Genomic DNA, 19691 nt, shown 5'->3' on the forward strand with positions numbered 1-19691 from the left:
CCTATGCATCCGCACCACTTACGTGAGGCAATCGCCAACACTCCACGGGTAGCGGTCTACGGCACGCTCAAGCAAGGTTTCAACAATGCCCACTGGCTAAACGGAGCCACTCTGCTCGGGAGCGACGTTACTAAAGCGCTCACGCTTTACGATATTGGCCCCTACCCCGGTGCCAAATGGCAGCTGTCAAAAGGGGTGACGATTGAAGTCTATCAGATCAGTATTGACCATCTGGCCCAGCTAGACTGGCTAGAGGACTACCGCATCGATGCGCCGTCAGAGGGTGAGTATGACCGCCAGCAGATAACCACCTGTTTTGGTCTCGCCTGGGTGTATCTTTACAATCCGAGTGTGACAGGTAAAACAGCTATTTATGAGAGTGGCTGGCGCATGCCGAACATTAGCAATGTTCAACAGCGGCGCTGAGAAGAGGCGCGCAGGCCAAGAAATGTTATGCTGCGCGACTTACCTTTCGTCGCCTAGATGAGGAGAGCAACGTGAAAGCACGGGTAAAATGGACAGAAGGCCGCCAATTCGTGGCGGAATCCGGTAGCGGGCACAGCGTTGTGATCGACGGCCCGCCCGACCACGGTGGTCGCAACACAGGGCCTCGCCCAATGGAAATGCTGCTAATGGGCATGGGCAGCTGCACCGCTTTTGATATCTTGAATATTCTTGATAAAGCGCGTGCCAATGTGACCGACTGCGTTGCTGAGCTAGACGCCGAACGCGCCGATGAAGTGCCCGCCGTTTTTACCAAGATCCACGTCCATTTCGTGGTGACCGGTCGCGCGCTGAAAGAGAAGCAGGTGGCCCGCGCGGTTGAGCTCTCCGCTGAAAAATACTGCAGTGCCTCGATCATGCTCGTTAACGGCGGCGTTGAGATCACCCATTCCTTTGAGATTATGGAGGAGGCTCGGACGTGACAGACAATCTCCGACTCCACGGGTTTAACAACCTGACCAGCTCGCTGAGCTTCAACATTTACGATATCTGTTATGCCAAAACCGAAGAGCAGACGGCGGCTTACATCGACTATATCGATGAGCTGTATAACGCCGAACGTTTGACGCAGATTCTTAAAGACGTCACCAATATCATCGGCGCCCATGTGCTCAATATCGCCCGCCAGGACTACGAGCCCCACGGCGCGAGCGTGACGATTTTGATTGCCGAACATGAGCTTGATGAGGCGGCGCCTGAGCAAATTGAGCCAGGTCCCGGCCCGCTACCGGAGACGGTGGTTGGCCACCTGGATAAAAGCCACGTGACGGTGCACAGCTACCCCGAGTCGCACCCCGACAACGGTATTAGCACCTTCCGCCTGGATATTGATGTCTCCACCTGTGGTCATATCAGCCCATTAAAAGCGCTGAACTACCTGATCCACAGCTTCGACTCCGATATCGTCACCATGGATTACCGGGTGCGTGGCTTTACTCGCGATGTGGATGGCAAAAAACTGTTTATCGATCACGGTATTACTTCCATTCAAGACTACCTCGCTGAAGACACCAAGAATGCGTATCAGATGATGGACGTCAACGTGTATCAGGAGAACATGTTCCACACCAAGATGCTGCTCAAAGACTTCGAACTGGATAACTACCTGTTCGGCACGTCGCGTCGCGATATTACCTTTGAAGAAGCCCGGGATATCGAGGGCCGTTTGCGTAAAGAGATGCTGGAAATTTTCTACTCCCGCAATCTGGATTAAGCCCCCAAACTGGACTCAACGCAGCACCAGAACACCAAAAAGCCAGCGAACGCTGGCTTTTTTTCATATCAACTAAATATACTAGCTTATATGTCATTGCGAGGAGCCTGCGACGAAGCAATCTCTACCTACGGTGGGCACTCAAGCCGAGATCGCCGCGCTTCGCTCGCGATGACAGGAAGGGCATTAGGAGCCTGACTTATGTGTCATTGCGAGGAGCCTGCGACGAAGCAATCTCTACCCACGGTGGGCACTCAAGCCGAGATCGCCGCGCTTCGCTCGCGATGACAGGAAGGGCATTAGGAGCCTGGCTTATATGTCATTGCGAGGAGCCTGCGACGAAGCAATCTCTACCCGCGGTGGCACTCAAGTCGAGATCGCCGCGCTTCGCTCGCGATGACAGGAAGGGCATTAGGAGCCTGGCTTATCTGTCATTGCGAGGAGCCTGCGACGAAGCAATCTCTACCTACGGTGGGCACTCAAGCCGAGATCGCCGCGCTTCGCTCGCGATGACAGGAAGGGCATTAGGAGCCTGGCTTATCTGTCATTGCGAGGAGCCTGCGACGAAGCAATCTCTACCTACGGTGGGCACTCAAGTCGAGATCGCCGCGCTTCGCTCGCGATGACAGGAAGGGCATTAGGAGCCTGGCTTATCTGTCATTGCGAGGAGCCTGCGACGAAGCAATCTCTACCTACGGTGGGCACTCAAGTCGAGATCGCCGCGCTTCGCTCGCGATGACAGGAAGGGCATTAGGAGCCTGGCTTATCTGTCATTGCGAGGAGCCTGCGACGAAGCAATCTCTACCTACGGTGGGCACTCAAGTCGAGATCGCCGCGCTTCGCTCGCGATGACAGGAAGGGCATTAGGAGCCTGGCTTATCTGTCATTGCGAGGAGCCTGCGACGAAGCAATCTCTACCTACGGTGGGCACTCAAGTCGAGATCGCCGCGCTTCGCTCGCGATGACAGGAAGGGCATTAGGAGCCTGGCTTATCTGTCATTGCGAGGAGCCTGCGACGAAGCAATCTCTACCTACGGTGGGCACTCAAGTCGAGATCGCCGCGCTTCGCTCGCGATGACAGGAAGAGCTATCGCCGTTTAATAAACGCTTGGCTCGCCTTCAGGGCGAGTCTTAAAACGTCGGTGTAGCCAGAGGTACTGCTCGGGATGCTTGCGAATGGCCAGTTCAATAAACTGGTTGATTCGTGTGGCATCGGCAACTTCATCGCCGCTGGGAAAACCTTCCAGGGCAGGCAGGCTTTCAATGGTATAGGTGGCGTTATCCGGGTTGCGGTGAAACATCATCGGCACCACTGACGCGCCGGTCATACGCGCAAGCTTGGCCGTTAAGCGAATAGTCGCGGCCTGCTGACCAAATAGCGGCGCAAATACGCTCACATCGCGGCCAAAATCCTGATCCGGTGAGTACCACACCATACGTCCATCCTTGAGCTGACGCACCGCGCCACGCAAGTCATAACGGTCGAGGGCAACACCAAAATTGCGCCCGCGGGCGCGGGTCATAAAACGCTCAAACAGCGGGTTATTATGCGGTCGATAGACCGCATCGGCAGAGAAAAACAGCGCGTGCAGGGCACCCCCTAAATCGAGGGAAGAGAAGTGAACCCCCACAATGATCACGCCTTTACGCCGGGCCTCGGCGCGGGCCATATGCTCTTCGCCGATGTAAGCGACCCGGTGGCGTAGGCTTTCGCCATCGCGACACCAGCCGGTTGCGGTTTCAATCAGACCAATGCCATTGGCAATAAAGGTATCTTTAACGAGCTGATACTGTTGCTGGGGACTCTTTTCGGGAAAACAGAGCGCTATATTGGTTGCGGTAATATGGCGCCGCCGTTTGGCAAAGCGCCAGGCGAGCAGTCCAAGCCCTTTGCCAATGGCCATTTTTAGTCGCCAAGGCAACCAGGCAGCGATATACATGGCACCAATAGCCAGCCATGTGGGCCAGTAACGCGGGTGGGCGAATGAGCGCGGGTAACGTGATTTCGACATGCAAACAACCGTTTAAGCAGAACGCCCATGATAACGCCGCGGCGCCCGAGGCAGTACCCCTGTTAGCAGCGTATAGCTGATGGTATCGCAGTAGCGGGCCACTTCATCCACCGACAGCACCTCGCCGTTGCTGGCCCTGCCCCACAATACAACGTCGCTGCCAATCGCGGCGTCGGGTACGTCCGTCACATCAACGGTCAACATATCCATGGAGACTTTTCCGGCAATCGCACAGCGCTGGCCGTTGACCAGTACCGGCGTGCCATCGCGGGCATGACGGTCATAGCCATCACCGTAGCCGCAGGCGACCACGGCAATGCGTGAACGCCGCGGTGCGCGCCAGCGCCCGCTATAGCCCACGGGCTCGCCCTCTTCCAGCTCCCTCAGGGCAATTATTTCCGAGCGTAGGGTCATCACCGGCTGCAGTTGCTGAGTGATTTCGTTGGCAACTTCCAAGGGGTCGCTGCCGTAGAGCATCACACCTGGCCGGTTCCAGTCACCATGGGCCACCGGCCACGCCAGGGTAGCCGGTGAGTTGGCCAGGCACAGCGGCGCTTCTAGCTCGCTAGCAAGACCTTGCAGCCGGGTCATTTGCTGGTTGAAATAGCGGTTATCGCGGGAATCGGCGCTGGCAAAATGACTCATAAGGTGGAGCGAGGCCACGCTTGGCGCGGCACTTAGCTGACGCCAGATAGCGGCGGCCTCGTCGATGGCAAAGCCCAGGCGGTGCATGCCGGAGTCAACTTTCAACCAGACAGGAATTGGCTTTTTAGGTGAAGCGGCTAACAAAGCATCAACCTGCCATTGGCTGTGTACCGCAATCCAGAAGCCGTGGGAATCCACCAGCTCCAGCTCGTCGGCGCTGAAGATACCTTCCAACAGGATGATGGGTTGGGTAATGCCGCCCTGGCGCAGGGTAAGCGCCTCTTCGATACAGGCAACGGCAAACGCGGGAGCCTGGCCTTCCAGCGCCTGAGCGCAGGCCAGCGCGCCATGCCCATACCCATCGGCTTTGATAACTGCCACTGAGCGGCTTTGCGGCGCGCAGCGGCACGCCAATTGATAGTTGTGACGCAGCGCGTCCAGATCAATATCGGCCACAAGGGGGCGCATGAGGTGACTCACTTACAAAGTTTATAGAGGAAAAACATCAAATAGGTGCCTAGCTAAGCCAGGATTATAGTAGGTAGCATCGGTGCTCAGGGGAGGTTTCCGCGAGGGCGCTGTGAACCCTTCCCTGGGCGCTACTTTTGTCATCCATGACAAAAGACCCTCGCTTCAACCTCCCCTTCGCCCGGATACTAGGCGGTTTAACCAGCCGTCATTTTCCAGACCTGTTCGTCACTCAGGTTTCAAACAGCGCCTCTAAAGAAAGGCCCTGTTTTTCCAATGCACGGCGTAGTTTCTTGAGCGCTTCGACCTGGATCTGGCGCACCCGCTCACGGGTTAAGCCAATTTCAGCGCCCACTTCTTCCAGGGTGGCCGACTCGTGGCCTCGCAAGCCAAAACGGCGCACCACTACCTCGCGCTGTTTTTCGCTCAGCTCGTCTAACCACAAATCCACATGCTCCTTGACGTCACCATCCACCAAGCGTGCTTCAGGGCCCTGAACTTCATCGTCCGCCAGCGTATCGATCAGCGGCTTATCGCTCTCGCCCCCCATGGGGTAATCGACCGACGACACTCGCTCATTAAGGCCAAGCATCTTTTTGACCACATCAACCGGTTTATCAAGGTGATCGGCGATCTCTTCGGCAGTGGCTTCGTGGTCGAACTTCTGGGTTAATTCCCGCGCCGCCCGCAGGTAAATATTGAGCTCTTTGACCACATGAATGGGCAGGCGTATCGTCCGCGTCTGATTCATTAGCGCCCGCTCGATGGTCTGACGAATCCACCAAGTGGCGTAGGTCGAGAAACGGAAGCCACGCTCCGGGTCAAACTTCTCCACAGCACGAATCAGGCCCAAATTGCCCTCTTCGATCAAATCCAGCAGCGTCAAGCCACGGTTAAGGTAGCGGCGGGCAATCTTCACCACAAGCCGCAGGTTGGACTCAATCATCCGCGAGCGCCCTAGAGGGTCACCCTTACGCGCCAGGCGGCCGTAGTAAACTTCTTCTTCTGGTGTTAGCAGTGGCGAAAAGCCGATTTCGTTGAGGTAGATTTGCGTCGCATCCAAGCTTTGGGTCGATTGACGATCCTCGCGCCCTAGTGCTTTCTCGAAAGCGTCTTCTTCTACCGTGACATCATCAGTATCATCAAGCGCCTCCTCAGCAGCATCCAGGTCAACCTCCTGTAGATCTTTCTCCAACATACTCATGGCTTTACCCCTCGTTTGTCGCCTACCCGCCATTTAGAAAGTCAAAGGGGTGCGCTCTAGGACGCACACCATATTGTTATGTGACGCTCGAATGCAGCGATTCGGGCAACGTCCATGTTAAATGCTGACGGCTCACTCTCCCGGTGGGTGCCTTAGCGGGAGGGCAGAAAGTCCATGGGATCTTGCGGCTGCCCGTCACGGCGAACCTCAAAGTGTAATCTGACGTTTTCTGCATCGCTATCCCCCATTGTGGCAATGACCTCACCGGCCTCGACCACGTCATTTTCCTTGACCCGCAAGCTGTCGTTATGGGCATACGCACTTAGGAATTGATCGTTGTGCTTGAGAAGGATGAGGTTGCCGTAACCCCTGACGCCGCTGCCCGCATAGACCACGATGCCGGGGCCTGCCGCTTTAACAGGTTGCCCCTTTTCACCGGCGATATCAATCCCGGCAGTGATGCTATCACCCTGTCCAAATGCACCAACCACATTGCCATCTGCAGGCCACTGCCAAGCAATGGTTTCGGCGGGCGTATAGGTACGCGATGAGCGGTCTACGCTGGCACTTTGTGTGGCAGGAGCGGCTTCAGGCTGTGGTTCGGGTTCAGCTTCGGGCTCCGGTGCCGGCGCTTGTTCGGGCTCAGTTTGTTCGGGTTCTGATGATGGCTGAGGTTCAGGCTGCTCGGCGGGCTCAGGATCAGCCGCCGCGACCACTTCAGGCTGAGGTGTTGAGGACAGTTCATCAGCTTCTTGCTCTGCGGCATTGCGTTCTGCCGTGAGGCGCTGATTACGCTGAATCGCGGATTCATCGGGCAGCAACCAATCCAACTCCTGGTCATCACTCGCTACGGAAGCCGTCTGCGGGCTCAACCCGGTCGCCACGGCGCCACTTGAGGTATTCGTCGTGGGCTGGTTACTGGCCGTTGATGCCGACCCAGCGCCTTCACGCAGGGCAATCGTTTGCCCTGGCCGAATTTGGTAGGGCGGATCAATGTTATTGATTGCCGCGAGCTGGCGATAATCCAAATTGTGCTGCCAAGCAATGCCATACAGAGTATCACCCGCTTTCACCGTGTACTGGGGCGAGTTTTCCACCGCCTGGCGTGCTTGGCTTAAATCGCGCACCTGGGGGCTTCCGCCTTGCTGGCTGGCACAGCCAGCAATGGCTAATGCCAGCGCCGACATCATGAGTACTTTAGGTATATGACCTTTACGCATTCAAACCTACTCCTTTTCAGCGCCAAGCTGGGTATCGATTGGCCGACGATCTGCATGTCGGTTGAGTAACACGACAATGAGGGCACCCACGGCCATTAGCGCAACAACACCGGCCACTTGTGCCGAAGCGCCGGTCAATACGGCATAGTCAGCGGGCAATAAATAGCGGTACTCCAGAGGAATCATTTGCCCTTCTGGCCCGATTTGGTAGCGTAACAGCTCGCGCCATGGCCAGAGAACCGGCAGCGAACCGGCAATAAACCCCAATAGCAGTTGCATCGTTGGGGTATGGTGACGCCGTAACAGCCAGGACAGAAGTCGTGAAAACAGCGCTAAGCCCACCATACAGCCCATGCCAAACAACACAATAATGCCCAGATCCAAACTGCGAATTGCACCCATAATGGTGCCGTAGAGGCCCATAGTCAGCAATAGAAAGCTACCTGACACGCCCGGTAACAGCATGGCGCTAATCGCGATGCAGCCTGCCACCATGACTACCAGCGCTTCATTACCAATTAATAACACCAGCGGCATCATGCCCGGTAACGCCTGGGCGAGCACTAGCCCCACCAGTAGCGGCAATAGATACCAAAGCTTCCAGCCGCTACTCGCCTGCCCGACCACCAGAGCAGAGGCTGCCACCAGGCCAAAAAAGAAGCCATCCAGCAGCAACGGGTGCGCTTCCATCAACCAGAGCGCTAAATGCGCTACGCTAAACAGGCTAACCGCAACCCCCGCCAATAGCGGCACCAGAAAGGCGAGATTCAAATGGTTGCTAAGAGCCCGCCAGCCACCGCGGTGCCAAGCGCCGATGGCACCGGGGCCAAACTGTTTGATCGTATTGATCAGCTCTTCATAGATACCGCTAATAAATGCAATCGTTCCTCCCGACACGCCAGGCACTGCGTCGGCGGCGCCCATCCCTGCGCCTCGTAAAAATATTCCCAAGGGTTGCCGCTTCAATCCACTACTCCTTGCAGTAAGGGTACAAAACGCACGGGCTCAAGCCGACGTTTTTCAAAGGCACTGCCAATGCGCTTTACCTGAGTAAGCCACTGGTTGCCATCGGGCTCTTCCAACGGAGCAATCAGCACCCCGTCGTGGCTCAATTGCTCTAGTAGCGGTGTGGGTAGCGTCTGGGCACAGGCGGTTAGCAAAATAACGTCAAACGGCGCAACGTCTGGCCAACCATAGCCGCCGTCCGCCACCGCCAGTCTGACAGGTGCTGCTAGCCGTCTTAACCTCTCCGCCGCACGCTCGTGTAGCGCACTGATGCGCTCAATGGAGTAGAGCCCTTCGACCAAGCGCGACAGTATTAACGTCTGATAGCCAGACCCTGTCCCCAGTTCCAATACCCTGCGCGGCTCGGCGCGCAACACAAGCTCCGTCATGCGCGCCACGATGAACGGCTGCGACAGCGTTTGGCTAAAGCCAATCGGTAGCGCGGTATCTTCGTAAGCGCGATGGGCCAGCGCTTCATCAACAAATAGATGACGCGGCTCTCTGGCCATGACTTCCAGCACCCGGGCATCGCTGATGCCCTGCTGCATGAGGCGCTCGACCATGCGGTCACGAGTACGCTGGGAGGTCATGCCGCGACCGCGCAGCTCTCCTGGAGAGATATCAGGCAAAAACATCCAACCATTCCTGCACATCGTTAAGCGCGGGGTGCCGCGTTAGGTCTGTTTGTAAGGGAGTAATCGACACATAGCCCGCCTCGACGGCAGCAAAATCGGTATCATCACCGTCATCGGCATTGGCCGCTACCGGCGCAATCCAGTAGCGCGTACGCCCCCGCGGGTCTTTTACCGCTAACGGTTTCTCGGCTGGCCCACGATAGCCTAAGCGAGTCACTTTTACGCCTTTAACCTCCTCCCAGGGCACATCGGGCACATTGACATTCAGCAGCGTTCTCGGCGGCAGAGAGAGCTGATCAGCAGCACCAATCAAGGTGGCAGCGACCCTGGCAGCGGTGGCGAAATGACGCTCGCCACACAGCGACATGGCAATCGCCGTCATACCTAAATTACGCCCCTCCATCGCCGCCGCGACAGTGCCTGAATAGAGCACGTCATCGCCCAGATTACTGCCGTGATTGATGCCGGAGATGACTAAATCGGGTTTTTCATCCCATACGCCGTGAACGCCCAAATAAACGCAGTCCGCGGGAGTACCATCGACGCTATAAAAGCCGTTATCCAGAGGCGTCAACGAGAGAGGCCGTGACAGAGTAAGCGAGTTGCTAGCACCACTGCGGTCTCGATCAGGCGCCACTACGCGAATATTGGCATGGGCCAACAGCGCATCGTGCAGCGCACGCAGTCCGGGCGCGTACACACCATCATCATTGGAAAGCAGCAGTCGCCGCATAGTGGGTCTCCCTGTTCTTAACCACAAAAGTTATAAGCACAAGAGTCGTAAGCCAAGAGTGATAGCCACAAGAGACGTGAGCGCAAAAGCATATGCACGAAACGCGGCCGCTCATGTCCCTCTCTTTTACTAACTTTTCTGTATGCTAATCTCAAATCTAATAGCTAAATCAGTTCGCTAACATCAGCTCACCCAGCACAGCGGTGGCAAAGCTGCCCCGCGGCAGCGAAAACGAAAGCCGGACAGCACCTGACTCCCAAGCATACTGGGGTTCCAGCAGCCGCATACGAAGTGCACGGCGTGCCTGCTTTACTCCGCTGCGTTGTAAGCCACTGCATAGCCCAGGGTAGTGCTCCAGCAAACGGGCTTCATAGCCAGCGGCGTCGCCCTGGTCAGCTTCACCAACGCCCCAAAGCACCCCAGTGGGATGCACATCCAGTTCAGCGGCGCGGGCCTGAAGCGTATGGTCGGAGGCGTCGATACGAAACACACTTTGGGTGCCGTCCAGAATCAACGTGTCTCCCGCCAGCGGCTGCGACCAGGTGCCATCCGCAATGCGCGCGCTGAGCAGTTCGTTAAACAAAAAACTGCGCGCAGTGGAGAGCATCATACCCTGGCGATCGTCGCGTTTTCGCCAACCTCGGTTAAGTAATGCTTCGGCACGCTGAAGATTACGTCCTTCGGGCCCAAAGCGCTGGGGGCCAAAATAGTTAGGCACGCCATGCTGACAAAGGGCTTCCCAGCGGCTGACAAAATCTTCGCTTTCAATGGCCTCACCGCTAAGGCGCAATACAAAACGGTTAGTGCGGTGAACGCCACGCTTCAGCTTACGTGGGTGGCGCGCCTGCTCAACGACAGTGATCCCCAGCGCATTAAGCGACTGCTCAAGCTCCGTGGGCGCGTCGCGGCCGGGCAGATGCACGCTCAGCCACTGGCGCGTGACGGCAATGCGGTCTTTCATGCCGGAGTAACCAATATCACGGGGCGTTACGCCACAAAGCCGACTTAATGTATTGACGACATCTAACGTGGTTTGATTGCGCTTTTCAACTCGCAGCCACAAATGTTCCCCGTGTGCTTCAGGGCTGAAATCCAGCTGCTCATCGACCCAAAAATCTTCCGGCTGGGCACGGTACTGGCCCGGTTTGGGAGAGCCAAATTGAGCATCGAGACAGCGCTGCCACTCAGGCATATTAATCATTAAGCGCCTCAGCACGGTTAAGCAGTACCACCGCCTCCGCGGCGATACCTTCACCGCGCCCGGTGAAACCTAATCGTTCGGTGGTGGTGGCTTTAACGTTGACTTGACCAAGCGCGACGCCTAGATCGGCAGCAATGACTTCTCGCATTGCCTCGATATGCGGTGCCATTTTAGGTGCTTGAGCCATTAGCGTGGCGTCGATATTGACCACCCCATAGCCTTGACCTTGAGTCAGCGTGACTACATGACGCAGCAGCTCGCGACTATCAGCCCCCGCCCACGCCGGGTCAGTATCGGGGAAGTGGCGGCCAATATCGCCCAGCGCACAGGCGCCCAACAGTGCATCACTAATCGCGTGAAGCAGCACATCGCCGTCGGAGTGGGCCACAAAGCCGTGTTCAAACGGCAGCTTAACGCCGCCGATCATCAAATGATCGCCGGGGCCGAAGCGGTGTACATCGAATCCGTGGCCGATACGCATTATAAGCTCCTAGTGATTAAAGCCTGTCAGGCGTGTTAGCGGTTTGTGCCGCCATAATCGCGGCTGCCAGCGCTAAGTCATCCGGGTGGGTAATTTTCAGGTTGTCGCGCCGCCCGCTTACCAACTGTGGGCATTCGCCCAAGGCTTCAACCGCCGAGGCTTCATCGGTTACCAGGGTTCGCTGCTGGCGGGCGGTTTCTAAGGCTCGCCGCAGTAGCGCATAGCGAAACCCTTGGGGCGTTAGCGCGTGCCACAAGTCATCCCGCGGTTCGGTTCGCGCGCTTTGGCACTGATCATCGGCACGCTTCATGGTATCCGCCACCGGCATCGCCAAAAGCGCGCCTGCGGGGTGGGTCGCGGCGGCTTGGTACAGCGCCTGGAGATCGCTCACGGTAATACAGGGGCGGGCCACATCATGCACCATCACTACGTCATTATCATCGGCGGCCATCGCGTGCAGGGCATTTAAGACGCTGTCCATTCGCTCATCGCCCCCGGTCACGCGCTGCCAGTCAGTAAAAGGCACCCAGCGGGGCGAGAACCAGCGGTCGTCGGCATCTAAACAGAGCACCAAGCGAGCGCTAGGAAAGGCGCTATGAAGGCGTGCCAAAGTATGCGCCAACACCGGCTGCTCATCGGCCAAGGTTAAGTACTGTTTGGGCTTATCGGCCCCCATACGGCGCCCTTGACCCGCCGCGGGCACAATTAACCAGGTTTGGCTCACTGTGGCGGCTCCTGGGGAGCGACCAGACCTGCATTAATACCGATAAGCTCCTTCTCAATCGCTACACCAGGCACCCAGAAGAACTGCTCGTCGGTGCGCACCATGCCCATATCGCTACGTGCCCGCTCCTCAATGGCGTCTAAACCGTTTTTTAAATCCGTCACTTCGGCCGCCAGCCGCGCATTGCGCTCGCGCATGGGCACATTGGCCGCCTCTTGCACCGCGACCCGCTGCTCCACTTGCTGCAAATCGTGCCAGCCACCGTTGCCTAACCACAGCTCGTACTGAAGCAGCGCCAAGACAGCGAGCAATGTCATCACTAACCATTTACGCATCACGGCACTCCTTGGAAATATCGACTGGATTTTATTCAAAGCCCTGGTTTGATCAAAAGCGGCGTTGATACACTAAAGAGTGCTTATCGGCGCGCATTATGCCATTAAGGGGCAGCACCAGCGAGCCGCACGTCGTTATAATGACAGCTTAAATAACTACTTAAATGGCAGCGCTTGATGGGCCGCATCGCGGTAGGCGCTGACATGCTCGCCTTCTTCATGACAAAACTGGGCAACACCTGCGGCAAGCCCAGGGTGGCTAATATAGTGCAGCGAGCGCACACGCTGGGGCTCAAACCCGCGTACCAGCTTGTGCTCGCCCTGGGTGCCCGGATCAAACAGCGTTAAGCCGCGCTGCAAACAGTACTCGATACCCTGGTAGTAACATGCCTCAAAATGCAGGCAATCGGCGACGACTTCACTCCCCCAGTAGCGCCCATAGAGCGTGCTACTGCCACGAAAATAGAGCGCTGCTGCCACCGGGCGCCCTTCAACGTAAGCCTGCACCAGCACCAGCGCCTCTGGCATGGTTTGGCGCAGGCGCTCAAAAAAGTCATAGTTTAAGTAAGGCGGCCTGCCGCGCTCATGGTAGGTAATTGCATAGCAGCGATAGAAATGCACCATGTCCGCTAATGTAATTGCATCACCCTCAAGGTGCGCTACCTGTAGCCCCTGCTCGGCGACCAAGCGACGCTCGCGCTTGATCATCTTGCGCCGTTTCGATGTCATGCTGGCTAGAAAGCCCTCAAAATCGCCGAAGCCGCGATCACGCCACTGAAACTGTACGCCTTCACGCGTAATAAGCTCAGGACACTGTGCCTGCCAGGCGGTGACATCGGCCTCGTCGGCAAATAGCAAGTGCCAGCTAGACAGACCGAGACTTTCACACTGCTCGCGCCAGGCGCCGGCCAGCAGCCCACGGACGGCGCGGGCATCGACATTCTTGGCGATTAACGTGCGCGCGCCAGGCACTGGCGTAAACGGTACCGCACTGAGGGCTTTTGGATAGTAGCGACCACCGGCACGCTCTAGCGCTTCCGCCCAACCCCAATCAAACACATACTCACCGTAAGAGTGGTGCTTGCGGTACATCGGCAGCGCCGCTACCAACTGCTCGCCTTGCCATACACTCAGATGGCACGGTTCCCAGCCCGTGGCCTCACTGACCGAGCCGCTTGCCTCCAGGGCGTGTAAAAACGCGTGACGCAAAAAGGGTTGATCATTATCGACCAGTGAATCCCACTGGCTTGCCGTAATGGCCTCAATGGTGGGTAGAATGGTGATCGATAGTGGGGGTAACGGCATAGCACCTTCCCGAACGTGTGGGGGCTAAAAGGTCACTTTACACTAACTGTTTATATAAACCGTTTACACTAACCATCTACACCGATGTCTAAATCAACTGGCTAAATCAACGAGCTATGCCATCGGGCTATGCCAACGAAAGCAGATACGGCTATTGAACTGCAGTATTTAACGTTAACGCCACGCCGGTAACGGCATATGAGGAGAGTCCATGACGCGCGATATGACGGGTGACTTTCAAACGCAGCGCCACGCTGTCGATCAAATGCCCTACCCGACGCTAACGGTGCGTCGTGACCGGCTGGCCCGCCTCGCGCGTATGACCAAGCATCACCAGCTTGAGATTATCCGCGCGATTCAAACGGATTTTGGTCAGCGCAGCGAGGTGGAAATACGCATGGCTGAAATCAGCGCGGTGCTCCACGCCATTCGCCATGCCAGACTGCATCTATGGCGCTGGATGCGCCCTTGGTCGGTCAGCATGCCGTGGCGATTGATGCCTGCCCGGGCACGCATCGCGCCGCAGCCGCTGGGCGTTGTCGGCGTGATGTCACCCTGGAATTACCCCTGGAGTTTGGCGCTAATGCCGATAGTGGATGCATTTGCTGCGGGCAATGTGGTGATGCTTAAACCCAGCGAGCACTCCCCCGCTACCAGCGCCCTACTGCAGCGACTGGTGCCGCAATACTTCACCCCTGAAGAACTCAAGGTAGTAGAAGGCGATGTAGAGGTGGCGCGTCGTTTTAGCAGTTTGCCGTTCGATCACCTAGTGTTCACCGGCTCCAGCGCGGTAGGTCGGCAAGTGGCCCAAGCAGCCGCGGCGAATTTGACCCCAACGACGCTTGAACTGGGCGGCAAGTCGCCCGCCATCGTGGCAGGCGATGCGGATTTCGACAAAGCGGCAGCAGATATTATTTTTGGAAAAGGCATGAACGGCGGGCAAACCTGTATCGCCCCCGACTACGTGCTGGTTGAGAGCCGCCATATTAATGCCTTGGTTAAAGCGTTGAGCGAGGCTATTCAACGGCAGCGCCCCGACGATCATGCGGCCACCCACGCGATTAACGCGGCCCACCAGCAGCGGCTAGATGCCATGCTGCAAGAAGCCCAAGACCACGGCTGCAGAGTCATCGATCACGGCACTCATGCCCCAGCGCTGATTATCGACCCCCACCAGGGGCTACAGGTGATGCGCGAAGAGATTTTTGGCCGCTGCCTACCGGTAATTGGCATTAGCGATATGTCGGCCGCAATACGTTATGTGAATGCCCGCCCTCACCCGCTGGCACTGTATGCCTTCACACATGATAAGGGCTTACAGCAGCAGTTGCTGCAAACGACACGCTCTGGCGCACTGGTGTTTAATGCCACGCTTCTTCATCACGCCGTTCCTTCACTGCCCTTTGGCGGCGTCGGCGAGAGTGGCATGGGCGCCTACCATGGCCGTCACGGCTTTGAGCGTTTTAGCCACTTACGCAGCGTTTTTTATCAATCAAAACGCACCTCGAGCCACTTGCTTTATCCACCTTATCGGCGCTGGTTAATGAAATTGTTAGGAGTCGGTTAAAGCTTAAGAACTGATGATCGTTTGCTAATAACAAATTTTCACAATGCCCTTATGATATATTTCACATACGCTCTACGTTGGAATTATCTACAAAGCCCACGTAAGCACAGCAGAAACTGCCCTGAGCATTTGCAACAGCTTACTGAAACTCGTGGGAAAACTTTTGTAAGCATAGGAAATTTGCTGCTTTCCATACACGACACGGAGACCGTTAATGGCTCATGACTTACTTGACCGCTTACGCGAACGTTTAGAAGAACTCAACCGATCGGAGCGTAAAGTCGCCAATGTAATTCTTGAAGACCCAACGGTCGCCACCAGCCTAAGCATTGCCAGCTTGGCCCAGGCAGCTAGCGTCAGCGAACCCACGGTTAACCGGTTTTGCCGTAACTTTGGCGCCAAGGGGTATCCCGATTTTAAAATCAAATTGGCCCAGAGCTTAGCTGGCGGCACACCCTATGTGACCCGTGCAGTGGAGCCTGGCGACTCCGCCACCCAGTACACCCACAAAATCTTTGGCGCCACCATCGCCGCCCTCGATGAAGCCCAGCGCGACATCGATATGGGTGCTGTCGAGCGCATGGTCGACTACCTTACCCAGGCCAAGCAGATCCATATTTTTGGCTTGGGTGCCTCTGGCGCGGTGGCCCAGGATGCCCAGCACAAGTTCTTCCGCTTCAACCTGCCGGTGATGGCCTACATTGATGTGCTGATGCAGCGTATGGTCGCCGCCGCTTGCCATACGGGGGATGTGGTGGTGATTATCTCCTACACCGGGCGCACCCGGGAGCTGGTGGATATCGCCCGTTTGGCGAGGGATGCAGGGGCCGTCGTTCTTGGTATAACCGCGCCAAACTCGCCACTGGCCAACGAATGCACCGCCACCCTGGATGTCGCTACCCCCGAAGACACCGACCACTACATGCCGATGACCTCGCGGGTAATTCAATTAACGCTGATTGATGCGCTGGCCACTGGGGTAACCTTGAGGCGTGGTGAAGACTTCTTACCCCACCTCAAGAAAATCAAAGACAGCCTGCGCGACACCCGCTTTCCGGTAGAAAAGCCCGGTAAGTGAATGATAAATAGCAAGTGAATGGAAAATAGTGAAGGGTGAATGGTGAGTAGCGAATAGAAAGCAGTTAGCTCACTGCGGCAGTCACCGTAATTTCCACTTTAAGCTCATCGGCGGGCATGGGCGCGCAGACGCAGGTGCGCGCCGGTGCGTAGCCTGCGGGCATCCAGGCATCCCATACCCCGTTCATAGCGGCAAAGTCACTGCCCTCTTTCAGGTAGATCGTCGCGCTAAGCAGCTGCTCACGGCTTGAACCAATCTCTTTCAGTAGCGCATCCACCCGCGCCAGCATGCTTTCCGTTTGGGCAGTAATGTCGCCCTCGCGGGCCTCCGGGCCAGCCACTTGGCCGCACAAATAGGCCACGCCCTGGTGAATCACCGCACGGCTCATGCGGGCTTTTGTATCGTGGCGTTGAATGGTCATAGGGAAAACTCCTAGTGGGTTTAAGAAAAGCAGTCTAAACCGCTTGGCTTACCCTTGACTATGCCTTCTTATCAAAGCCGATCCGTAGGTACCGGCCGATGCTCAAAGACCCGCCGCAGCACAAAGCTGGTATGCGCGCCGGTAACACCCTTGATGCGGTTAATCACATGCAACAGCAGGTGTTGGTAGTCATCCATGTCCCGCACCAGGATTTTGAGCTGAAAATCCGCCGCCTGACCGGTAATGATCAGGCACTCGATAACGTTGGGTATCTCACGAATATGGCGCTCAAAATTATCGAAGCGCTCCGGCGTATGCTGATCCATGGAGATATGCAGCAGCGCCATTAACTGATAGCCCAGTTGGCGAGAATCGACCTCCGCGCGGTAGCCCAGTATTAGGCCGTGCTCCTCCAGGGCTCGCACCCGGCGCAAACAGGGCGAAGGCGAAAGTCCGATTCGATCAGCCAACTCCTGATTACTGATACGCCCCTCCTGCTGCACAATATCCAGGATATGACGATCAAATCGATCAAGCGACAGCGGCATTACGGCCATAGAAAGCAGCTCCTACCAATAAAATCGAATTATGCGATATTTAATGTCAATTATTGGCGATAACACTACATTTTCGCAATAACCTTTCGTCGCTCTCCGCATACACTATGTCAAGTACGAGATAGCTAGTAAAAGATAGTCCAGTAAGAGATAGCTCAGTACCACAAGAGTCATTGCCACAAGCAGCCCCTTAAAGTGCCTCACCCTGGCACTGCAGCAATGCGGCATACGCCACAAGCGGCCGCTTTTAACAACTCACCGCCTTTAGGAAACTCACCATGTCTGCTTTTGATCATCGCAAATATCGCCCTGCGCCCCGCGTACCTGCCTTCAATCGCCAATGGCCAGATCGTGACCTGGATCATGCCCCGATATGGGTGAGCGAAGACCTACGCGACGGCAATCAGGCGCTGCTTGAGCCGATGACCGTTGAGCAAAAGCAACGCTTCTGGCAGCAGATCGTTAAAGTGGGCATTAAAGAAGTCATGGTAGGCTTTCCTTCGGCCAGCCAGCCCGACTACGACTTCGTGCGTTGGCTGATCGAAGAGAATCAAATTCCCGATGACGTCACTATAGCGGTACTAGTGCAGTGCCGTGAACACCTGATTGAGAAGACCTTTGCCTCGCTGGTGGGTGCCAAGCGCGCCATTGTTCACCTATATAATTCCACCTCCACCATTCAGCGCGAGCGGGTGTTTGAGATGGATCGTGCCGGGATTGTCGATATTGCGGTACAAGGGGCTACCTGGGTCAAAACCTACGCCGACCAATACCCCGAGATTGAGTGGTGTTTCGAGTACACCCCGGAAAGTTTCTCCAGCACCGAGATCGATTTTTCGCTGGAAATCTGCGAAGCGGTGATGGATGTGTGGCAGCCGACGCCAGAGAATAAATGTATTCTCAACCTGCCCACCACGGTGGAAGTGGCCGGGCCGCACCATCACGCCGATCAGATTGAGTACTTTTGCCAGCACATTAGCCGCCGCGACAGCGTGATTATCTCGGTGCACACCCACAATGACCGCGGTGGTGCGGTAGCCTCTGCTGAACTCGCCCTGCTGGCCGGCGCCGAGCGGGTAGAAGGCACCCTGCTGGGCAATGGCGAGCGCACGGGCAATATGGATATCGTCACCCTGGCGATGAATCTCTACAGCCAGGGCATCGATCCTGAACTGGATCTATCCAACCCTGATGAAATCATTCAGGTGGTCAACGAGTGCACCGGTATCGCTATACACCCGCGTCACCCCTGGGTGGGCGAGATGGTCTACACCGCTTTCTCGGGCAGCCACCAGGATGCGATTCGTAAATCCCTCAAGCATCAAAAGCCCGACGAGCCTTGGCAAGTGGCTTATCTGCCCATCGACCCCCACGATATCGGCCGCGACTATCAGGCGGTGATTCGCGTCAATAGTCAGTCCGGCAAGGGCGGCATGGCTTTCCTGCTTGAGCGGGATTACGGCATTAACCTGCCGCGCTGGATGATGCTGGCCTTGGCGCCTTACGTGCAGCAAGAGAGCGAAAAACGCGCCAGCGAACTCTCCAGCGAAATGATTCGCCAGGTGATGTTCAATAATTTCACTCAGGAATCGCCGCTAACGCTTATCGATTACCAGCTCTCCAAAGGCCAGCAGGAAGGCATTGAGCTGACGCTGAAACAGGGTGGCGAAACGCTGCGCCTTTCTGGCAAGGGCAACGGCGCGATGTCGGCGTTTACCGATGCGTGGCAACGCCACTCCGGCAGTAGTGTAGGGATTATCGATTACAGCGAGCATTCGCTGGGTGCCAGCAGTGAAGCCAATGCCATCGCCTTCGTTCAGCTCAATATCGATGGCCAGCGGCTTTGCGCAGTGGCCGAAGATAGCGACACCGTGAGTGCATCGCTCAAGGCACTGTTGTCAGGTATTAACGCAACGATTAATCCTGGTCAGACAACTGAGCAGCAGCCAGAAGCTGCCGCCGAAGCGTAAACGGCTTGGCTCTAAGGAGCAGGGTCTAATCAGCACACTCAATACACTTCAGCACTAATGGGCCCCAGGTGAGGCGTTTGGCCCCAATCCATTCGCCGCACTCTATACACTCACCAAAGCTTTCACTCTCAATGCGTTGCAGGGCAGCGGCAATCTGCTTCAACTTTAGCTGACGTCGCTGCTCGCCTGCTTTGGCCATCGCTTGCCCTTGCATTGCATCCATACGCGACAGCCGACCTACCGACGTTTGATCCAGCATCACCGTATCCCGGGACTCTTCACTGCTGGCGCTCTCCTCGCGGAGCGTGGCGTCAAGAGCAAGTAATTTCTCACGAATAACGACTATATCCACCTCAGGGTGATTCATCTGCACCTCCCACTAGCCTACAATCATTTACCAACAATCGTTAACC

Annotated in this window: 21 protein-coding genes; 6 read left to right on the top strand and 15 right to left on the bottom strand. The window is 56.4% G+C overall.

Translation table 11 applies throughout. From position 1 onward, the window contains the following. The first annotated feature begins 3 nt into the window (after positions 1-3). The 3 genes from LMS44_RS16750 (at position 4) to speD (ending at position 1717) form a co-directional block, all read left to right on the top strand. Entirely contained in the window at positions 4-426 is a 423-nt protein-coding gene (locus LMS44_RS16750; protein ID WP_190374749.1) for a gamma-glutamylcyclotransferase family protein, read from the top strand. Between the two features lie 71 nt (positions 427-497). Further along, positions 498-926, top strand: a complete 429-nt coding sequence (locus LMS44_RS16755) for an OsmC family protein (protein WP_022522364.1) — start codon at positions 498-500, stop codon at positions 924-926. Further along, on the top strand, positions 923-1717 hold the full coding sequence (speD, locus tag LMS44_RS16760) for an adenosylmethionine decarboxylase (protein ID WP_022522363.1): 795 nt from the start codon (positions 923-925) through the stop codon (positions 1715-1717). Before LMS44_RS16755 ends, speD begins: the two co-directional genes overlap by 4 nt. Positions 1718-2814: 1097 nt before the next feature. Here the strand turns inward: speD and lpxL are convergent. The 12 genes from lpxL to LMS44_RS16820 form a co-directional block, all read right to left on the bottom strand. Beyond that, entirely contained in the window at positions 2815-3729 is a 915-nt protein-coding gene (gene lpxL / locus LMS44_RS16765; protein ID WP_022522362.1) for an LpxL/LpxP family Kdo(2)-lipid IV(A) lauroyl/palmitoleoyl acyltransferase, read from the bottom strand. A 12-nt stretch (positions 3730-3741) separates the two neighbouring features. Further along, positions 3742-4842 (bottom strand): alanine racemase, encoded by a 1101-nt coding sequence (alr, locus tag LMS44_RS16770; RefSeq protein WP_022522361.1) that lies wholly within the window; start codon positions 4840-4842, stop codon positions 3742-3744. Between the two features lie 232 nt (positions 4843-5074). Next, positions 5075-6046 carry an RNA polymerase sigma factor RpoS gene (rpoS, locus tag LMS44_RS16775; RefSeq protein ID WP_088698869.1) on the bottom strand — a complete coding sequence of 324 codons (972 nt, stop codon included), beginning with the start codon at positions 6044-6046 and terminating at the stop codon, positions 5075-5077. A 152-nt stretch (positions 6047-6198) separates the two neighbouring features. Further along, positions 6199-7266: a M23 peptidase family protein gene (locus tag LMS44_RS16780; protein WP_498945780.1), complete on the bottom strand. Its 1068-nt coding sequence runs from the start codon at positions 7264-7266 to the stop codon at positions 6199-6201. A 6-nt stretch (positions 7267-7272) separates the two neighbouring features. Continuing rightward, on the bottom strand, positions 7273-8232 hold the full coding sequence (locus LMS44_RS16785) for a DUF368 domain-containing protein (RefSeq protein ID WP_498945782.1): 960 nt from the start codon (positions 8230-8232) through the stop codon (positions 7273-7275). Beyond that, positions 8229-8906 (bottom strand): class I SAM-dependent methyltransferase, encoded by a 678-nt coding sequence (locus tag LMS44_RS16790; RefSeq protein ID WP_498945784.1) that lies wholly within the window; start codon positions 8904-8906, stop codon positions 8229-8231. The genes LMS44_RS16785 and LMS44_RS16790 overlap by 4 nt, the downstream gene beginning before the upstream one ends. Beyond that, positions 8893-9639, bottom strand: a complete 747-nt coding sequence (surE, locus tag LMS44_RS16795; RefSeq protein ID WP_022522356.1) for a 5'/3'-nucleotidase SurE — start codon at positions 9637-9639, stop codon at positions 8893-8895. The genes LMS44_RS16790 and surE overlap by 14 nt, the downstream gene beginning before the upstream one ends. Positions 9640-9808: 169 nt before the next feature. Next, complete coding sequence (gene truD / locus LMS44_RS16800) at positions 9809-10840, bottom strand: tRNA pseudouridine(13) synthase TruD (RefSeq protein ID WP_498945786.1); 1032 nt, start codon at positions 10838-10840, stop codon at positions 9809-9811. Continuing rightward, positions 10833-11321, bottom strand: coding sequence for a 2-C-methyl-D-erythritol 2,4-cyclodiphosphate synthase (ispF, locus tag LMS44_RS16805; protein ID WP_022522354.1), 489 nt, complete (start codon positions 11319-11321; stop codon positions 10833-10835). The genes truD and ispF overlap by 8 nt, the downstream gene beginning before the upstream one ends. Before the next feature lie 16 nt (positions 11322-11337). Beyond that, positions 11338-12045: an IspD/TarI family cytidylyltransferase gene (ispD, locus tag LMS44_RS16810; RefSeq protein WP_498945789.1), complete on the bottom strand. Its 708-nt coding sequence runs from the start codon at positions 12043-12045 to the stop codon at positions 11338-11340. Beyond that, a complete protein-coding gene (ftsB, locus tag LMS44_RS16815) occupies positions 12042-12380 on the bottom strand; it encodes a cell division protein FtsB (protein ID WP_022522352.1) in 339 nt (112 codons plus the stop codon). The genes ispD and ftsB overlap by 4 nt, the downstream gene beginning before the upstream one ends. 156 nt (positions 12381-12536) lie before the next feature. Then, on the bottom strand, positions 12537-13685 hold the full coding sequence (locus LMS44_RS16820) for a GNAT family N-acetyltransferase (protein WP_498945791.1): 1149 nt from the start codon (positions 13683-13685) through the stop codon (positions 12537-12539). A 211-nt stretch (positions 13686-13896) separates the two neighbouring features. Between LMS44_RS16820 and LMS44_RS16825 the strand changes: the two genes are divergently transcribed. Continuing rightward, a complete protein-coding gene (locus tag LMS44_RS16825) occupies positions 13897-15252 on the top strand; it encodes an aldehyde dehydrogenase family protein (protein WP_022522350.1) in 1356 nt (451 codons plus the stop codon). Positions 15253-15466: 214 nt separating this feature from the next. Further along, positions 15467-16330 carry a MurR/RpiR family transcriptional regulator gene (locus LMS44_RS16830; protein WP_009287337.1) on the top strand — a complete coding sequence of 288 codons (864 nt, stop codon included), beginning with the start codon at positions 15467-15469 and terminating at the stop codon, positions 16328-16330. 64 nt (positions 16331-16394) lie between these two features. On the opposite strand, the gene LMS44_RS16835 is transcribed toward LMS44_RS16830, so the two are convergent. Both LMS44_RS16835 and LMS44_RS16840 read right to left on the bottom strand, forming a co-directional pair. After that, on the bottom strand, positions 16395-16751 hold the full coding sequence (locus tag LMS44_RS16835; protein ID WP_022522349.1) for a RidA family protein: 357 nt from the start codon (positions 16749-16751) through the stop codon (positions 16395-16397). A gap of 71 nt (positions 16752-16822) precedes the next feature. Further along, positions 16823-17308, bottom strand: coding sequence for an Lrp/AsnC family transcriptional regulator (locus tag LMS44_RS16840; protein ID WP_498945795.1), 486 nt, complete (start codon positions 17306-17308; stop codon positions 16823-16825). Between the two features lie 278 nt (positions 17309-17586). On the opposite strand from LMS44_RS16840, the gene LMS44_RS16845 reads away from it, so the two are divergent. After that, on the top strand, positions 17587-19278 hold the full coding sequence (locus tag LMS44_RS16845; RefSeq protein ID WP_022522346.1) for a 2-isopropylmalate synthase: 1692 nt from the start codon (positions 17587-17589) through the stop codon (positions 19276-19278). Between the two features lie 25 nt (positions 19279-19303). Here LMS44_RS16845 and LMS44_RS16850 read toward each other — a convergent pair whose 3' ends face one another. Continuing rightward, the gene (locus LMS44_RS16850; protein WP_022522345.1) at positions 19304-19645 is read right to left on the bottom strand and encodes a TraR/DksA family transcriptional regulator; all 342 of its coding nucleotides are present in this window, start codon (positions 19643-19645) and stop codon (positions 19304-19306) included. Between the last annotated feature and the right edge of the window lie 46 nt (positions 19646-19691).

It is taken from the genome of Halomonas profundus (genome assembly GCF_020865425.1).
Taxonomy (GTDB): Bacteria; Pseudomonadota; Gammaproteobacteria; order Pseudomonadales; family Halomonadaceae; genus Vreelandella; species Vreelandella titanicae.

Coding starts and splice junctions, on each gene's coding strand:
- LMS44_RS16820 (WP_498945791.1), bottom strand. CDS start 13,685: ATGCCGTTACCCCCACTATCGATCACCATTCTACCCACCATTGAGGCC.
- rpoS (WP_088698869.1), bottom strand. CDS start 6,046: ATGAGTATGTTGGAGAAAGATCTACAGGAGGTTGACCTGGATGCTGCT.
- LMS44_RS16840 (WP_498945795.1), bottom strand. CDS start 17,308: ATGGCCGTAATGCCGCTGTCGCTTGATCGATTTGATCGTCATATCCTG.
- surE (WP_022522356.1), bottom strand. CDS start 9,639: ATGCGGCGACTGCTGCTTTCCAATGATGATGGTGTGTACGCGCCCGGA.
- ispF (WP_022522354.1), bottom strand. CDS start 11,321: ATGCGTATCGGCCACGGATTCGATGTACACCGCTTCGGCCCCGGCGAT.
- LMS44_RS16825 (WP_022522350.1), top strand. CDS start 13,897: ATGACGCGCGATATGACGGGTGACTTTCAAACGCAGCGCCACGCTGTC.
- LMS44_RS16780 (WP_498945780.1), bottom strand. CDS start 7,266: ATGCGTAAAGGTCATATACCTAAAGTACTCATGATGTCGGCGCTGGCA.
- LMS44_RS16850 (WP_022522345.1), bottom strand. CDS start 19,645: ATGAATCACCCTGAGGTGGATATAGTCGTTATTCGTGAGAAATTACTT.
- LMS44_RS16830 (WP_009287337.1), top strand. CDS start 15,467: ATGGCTCATGACTTACTTGACCGCTTACGCGAACGTTTAGAAGAACTC.
- truD (WP_498945786.1), bottom strand. CDS start 10,840: ATGATTAATATGCCTGAGTGGCAGCGCTGTCTCGATGCTCAATTTGGC.
- LMS44_RS16750 (WP_190374749.1), top strand. CDS start 4: ATGCATCCGCACCACTTACGTGAGGCAATCGCCAACACTCCACGGGTA.
- ftsB (WP_022522352.1), bottom strand. CDS start 12,380: ATGCGTAAATGGTTAGTGATGACATTGCTCGCTGTCTTGGCGCTGCTT.
- alr (WP_022522361.1), bottom strand. CDS start 4,842: ATGCGCCCCCTTGTGGCCGATATTGATCTGGACGCGCTGCGTCACAAC.
- LMS44_RS16845 (WP_022522346.1), top strand. CDS start 17,587: ATGTCTGCTTTTGATCATCGCAAATATCGCCCTGCGCCCCGCGTACCT.
- lpxL (WP_022522362.1), bottom strand. CDS start 3,729: ATGTCGAAATCACGTTACCCGCGCTCATTCGCCCACCCGCGTTACTGG.
- LMS44_RS16835 (WP_022522349.1), bottom strand. CDS start 16,751: ATGACCATTCAACGCCACGATACAAAAGCCCGCATGAGCCGTGCGGTG.
- LMS44_RS16790 (WP_498945784.1), bottom strand. CDS start 8,906: ATGTTTTTGCCTGATATCTCTCCAGGAGAGCTGCGCGGTCGCGGCATG.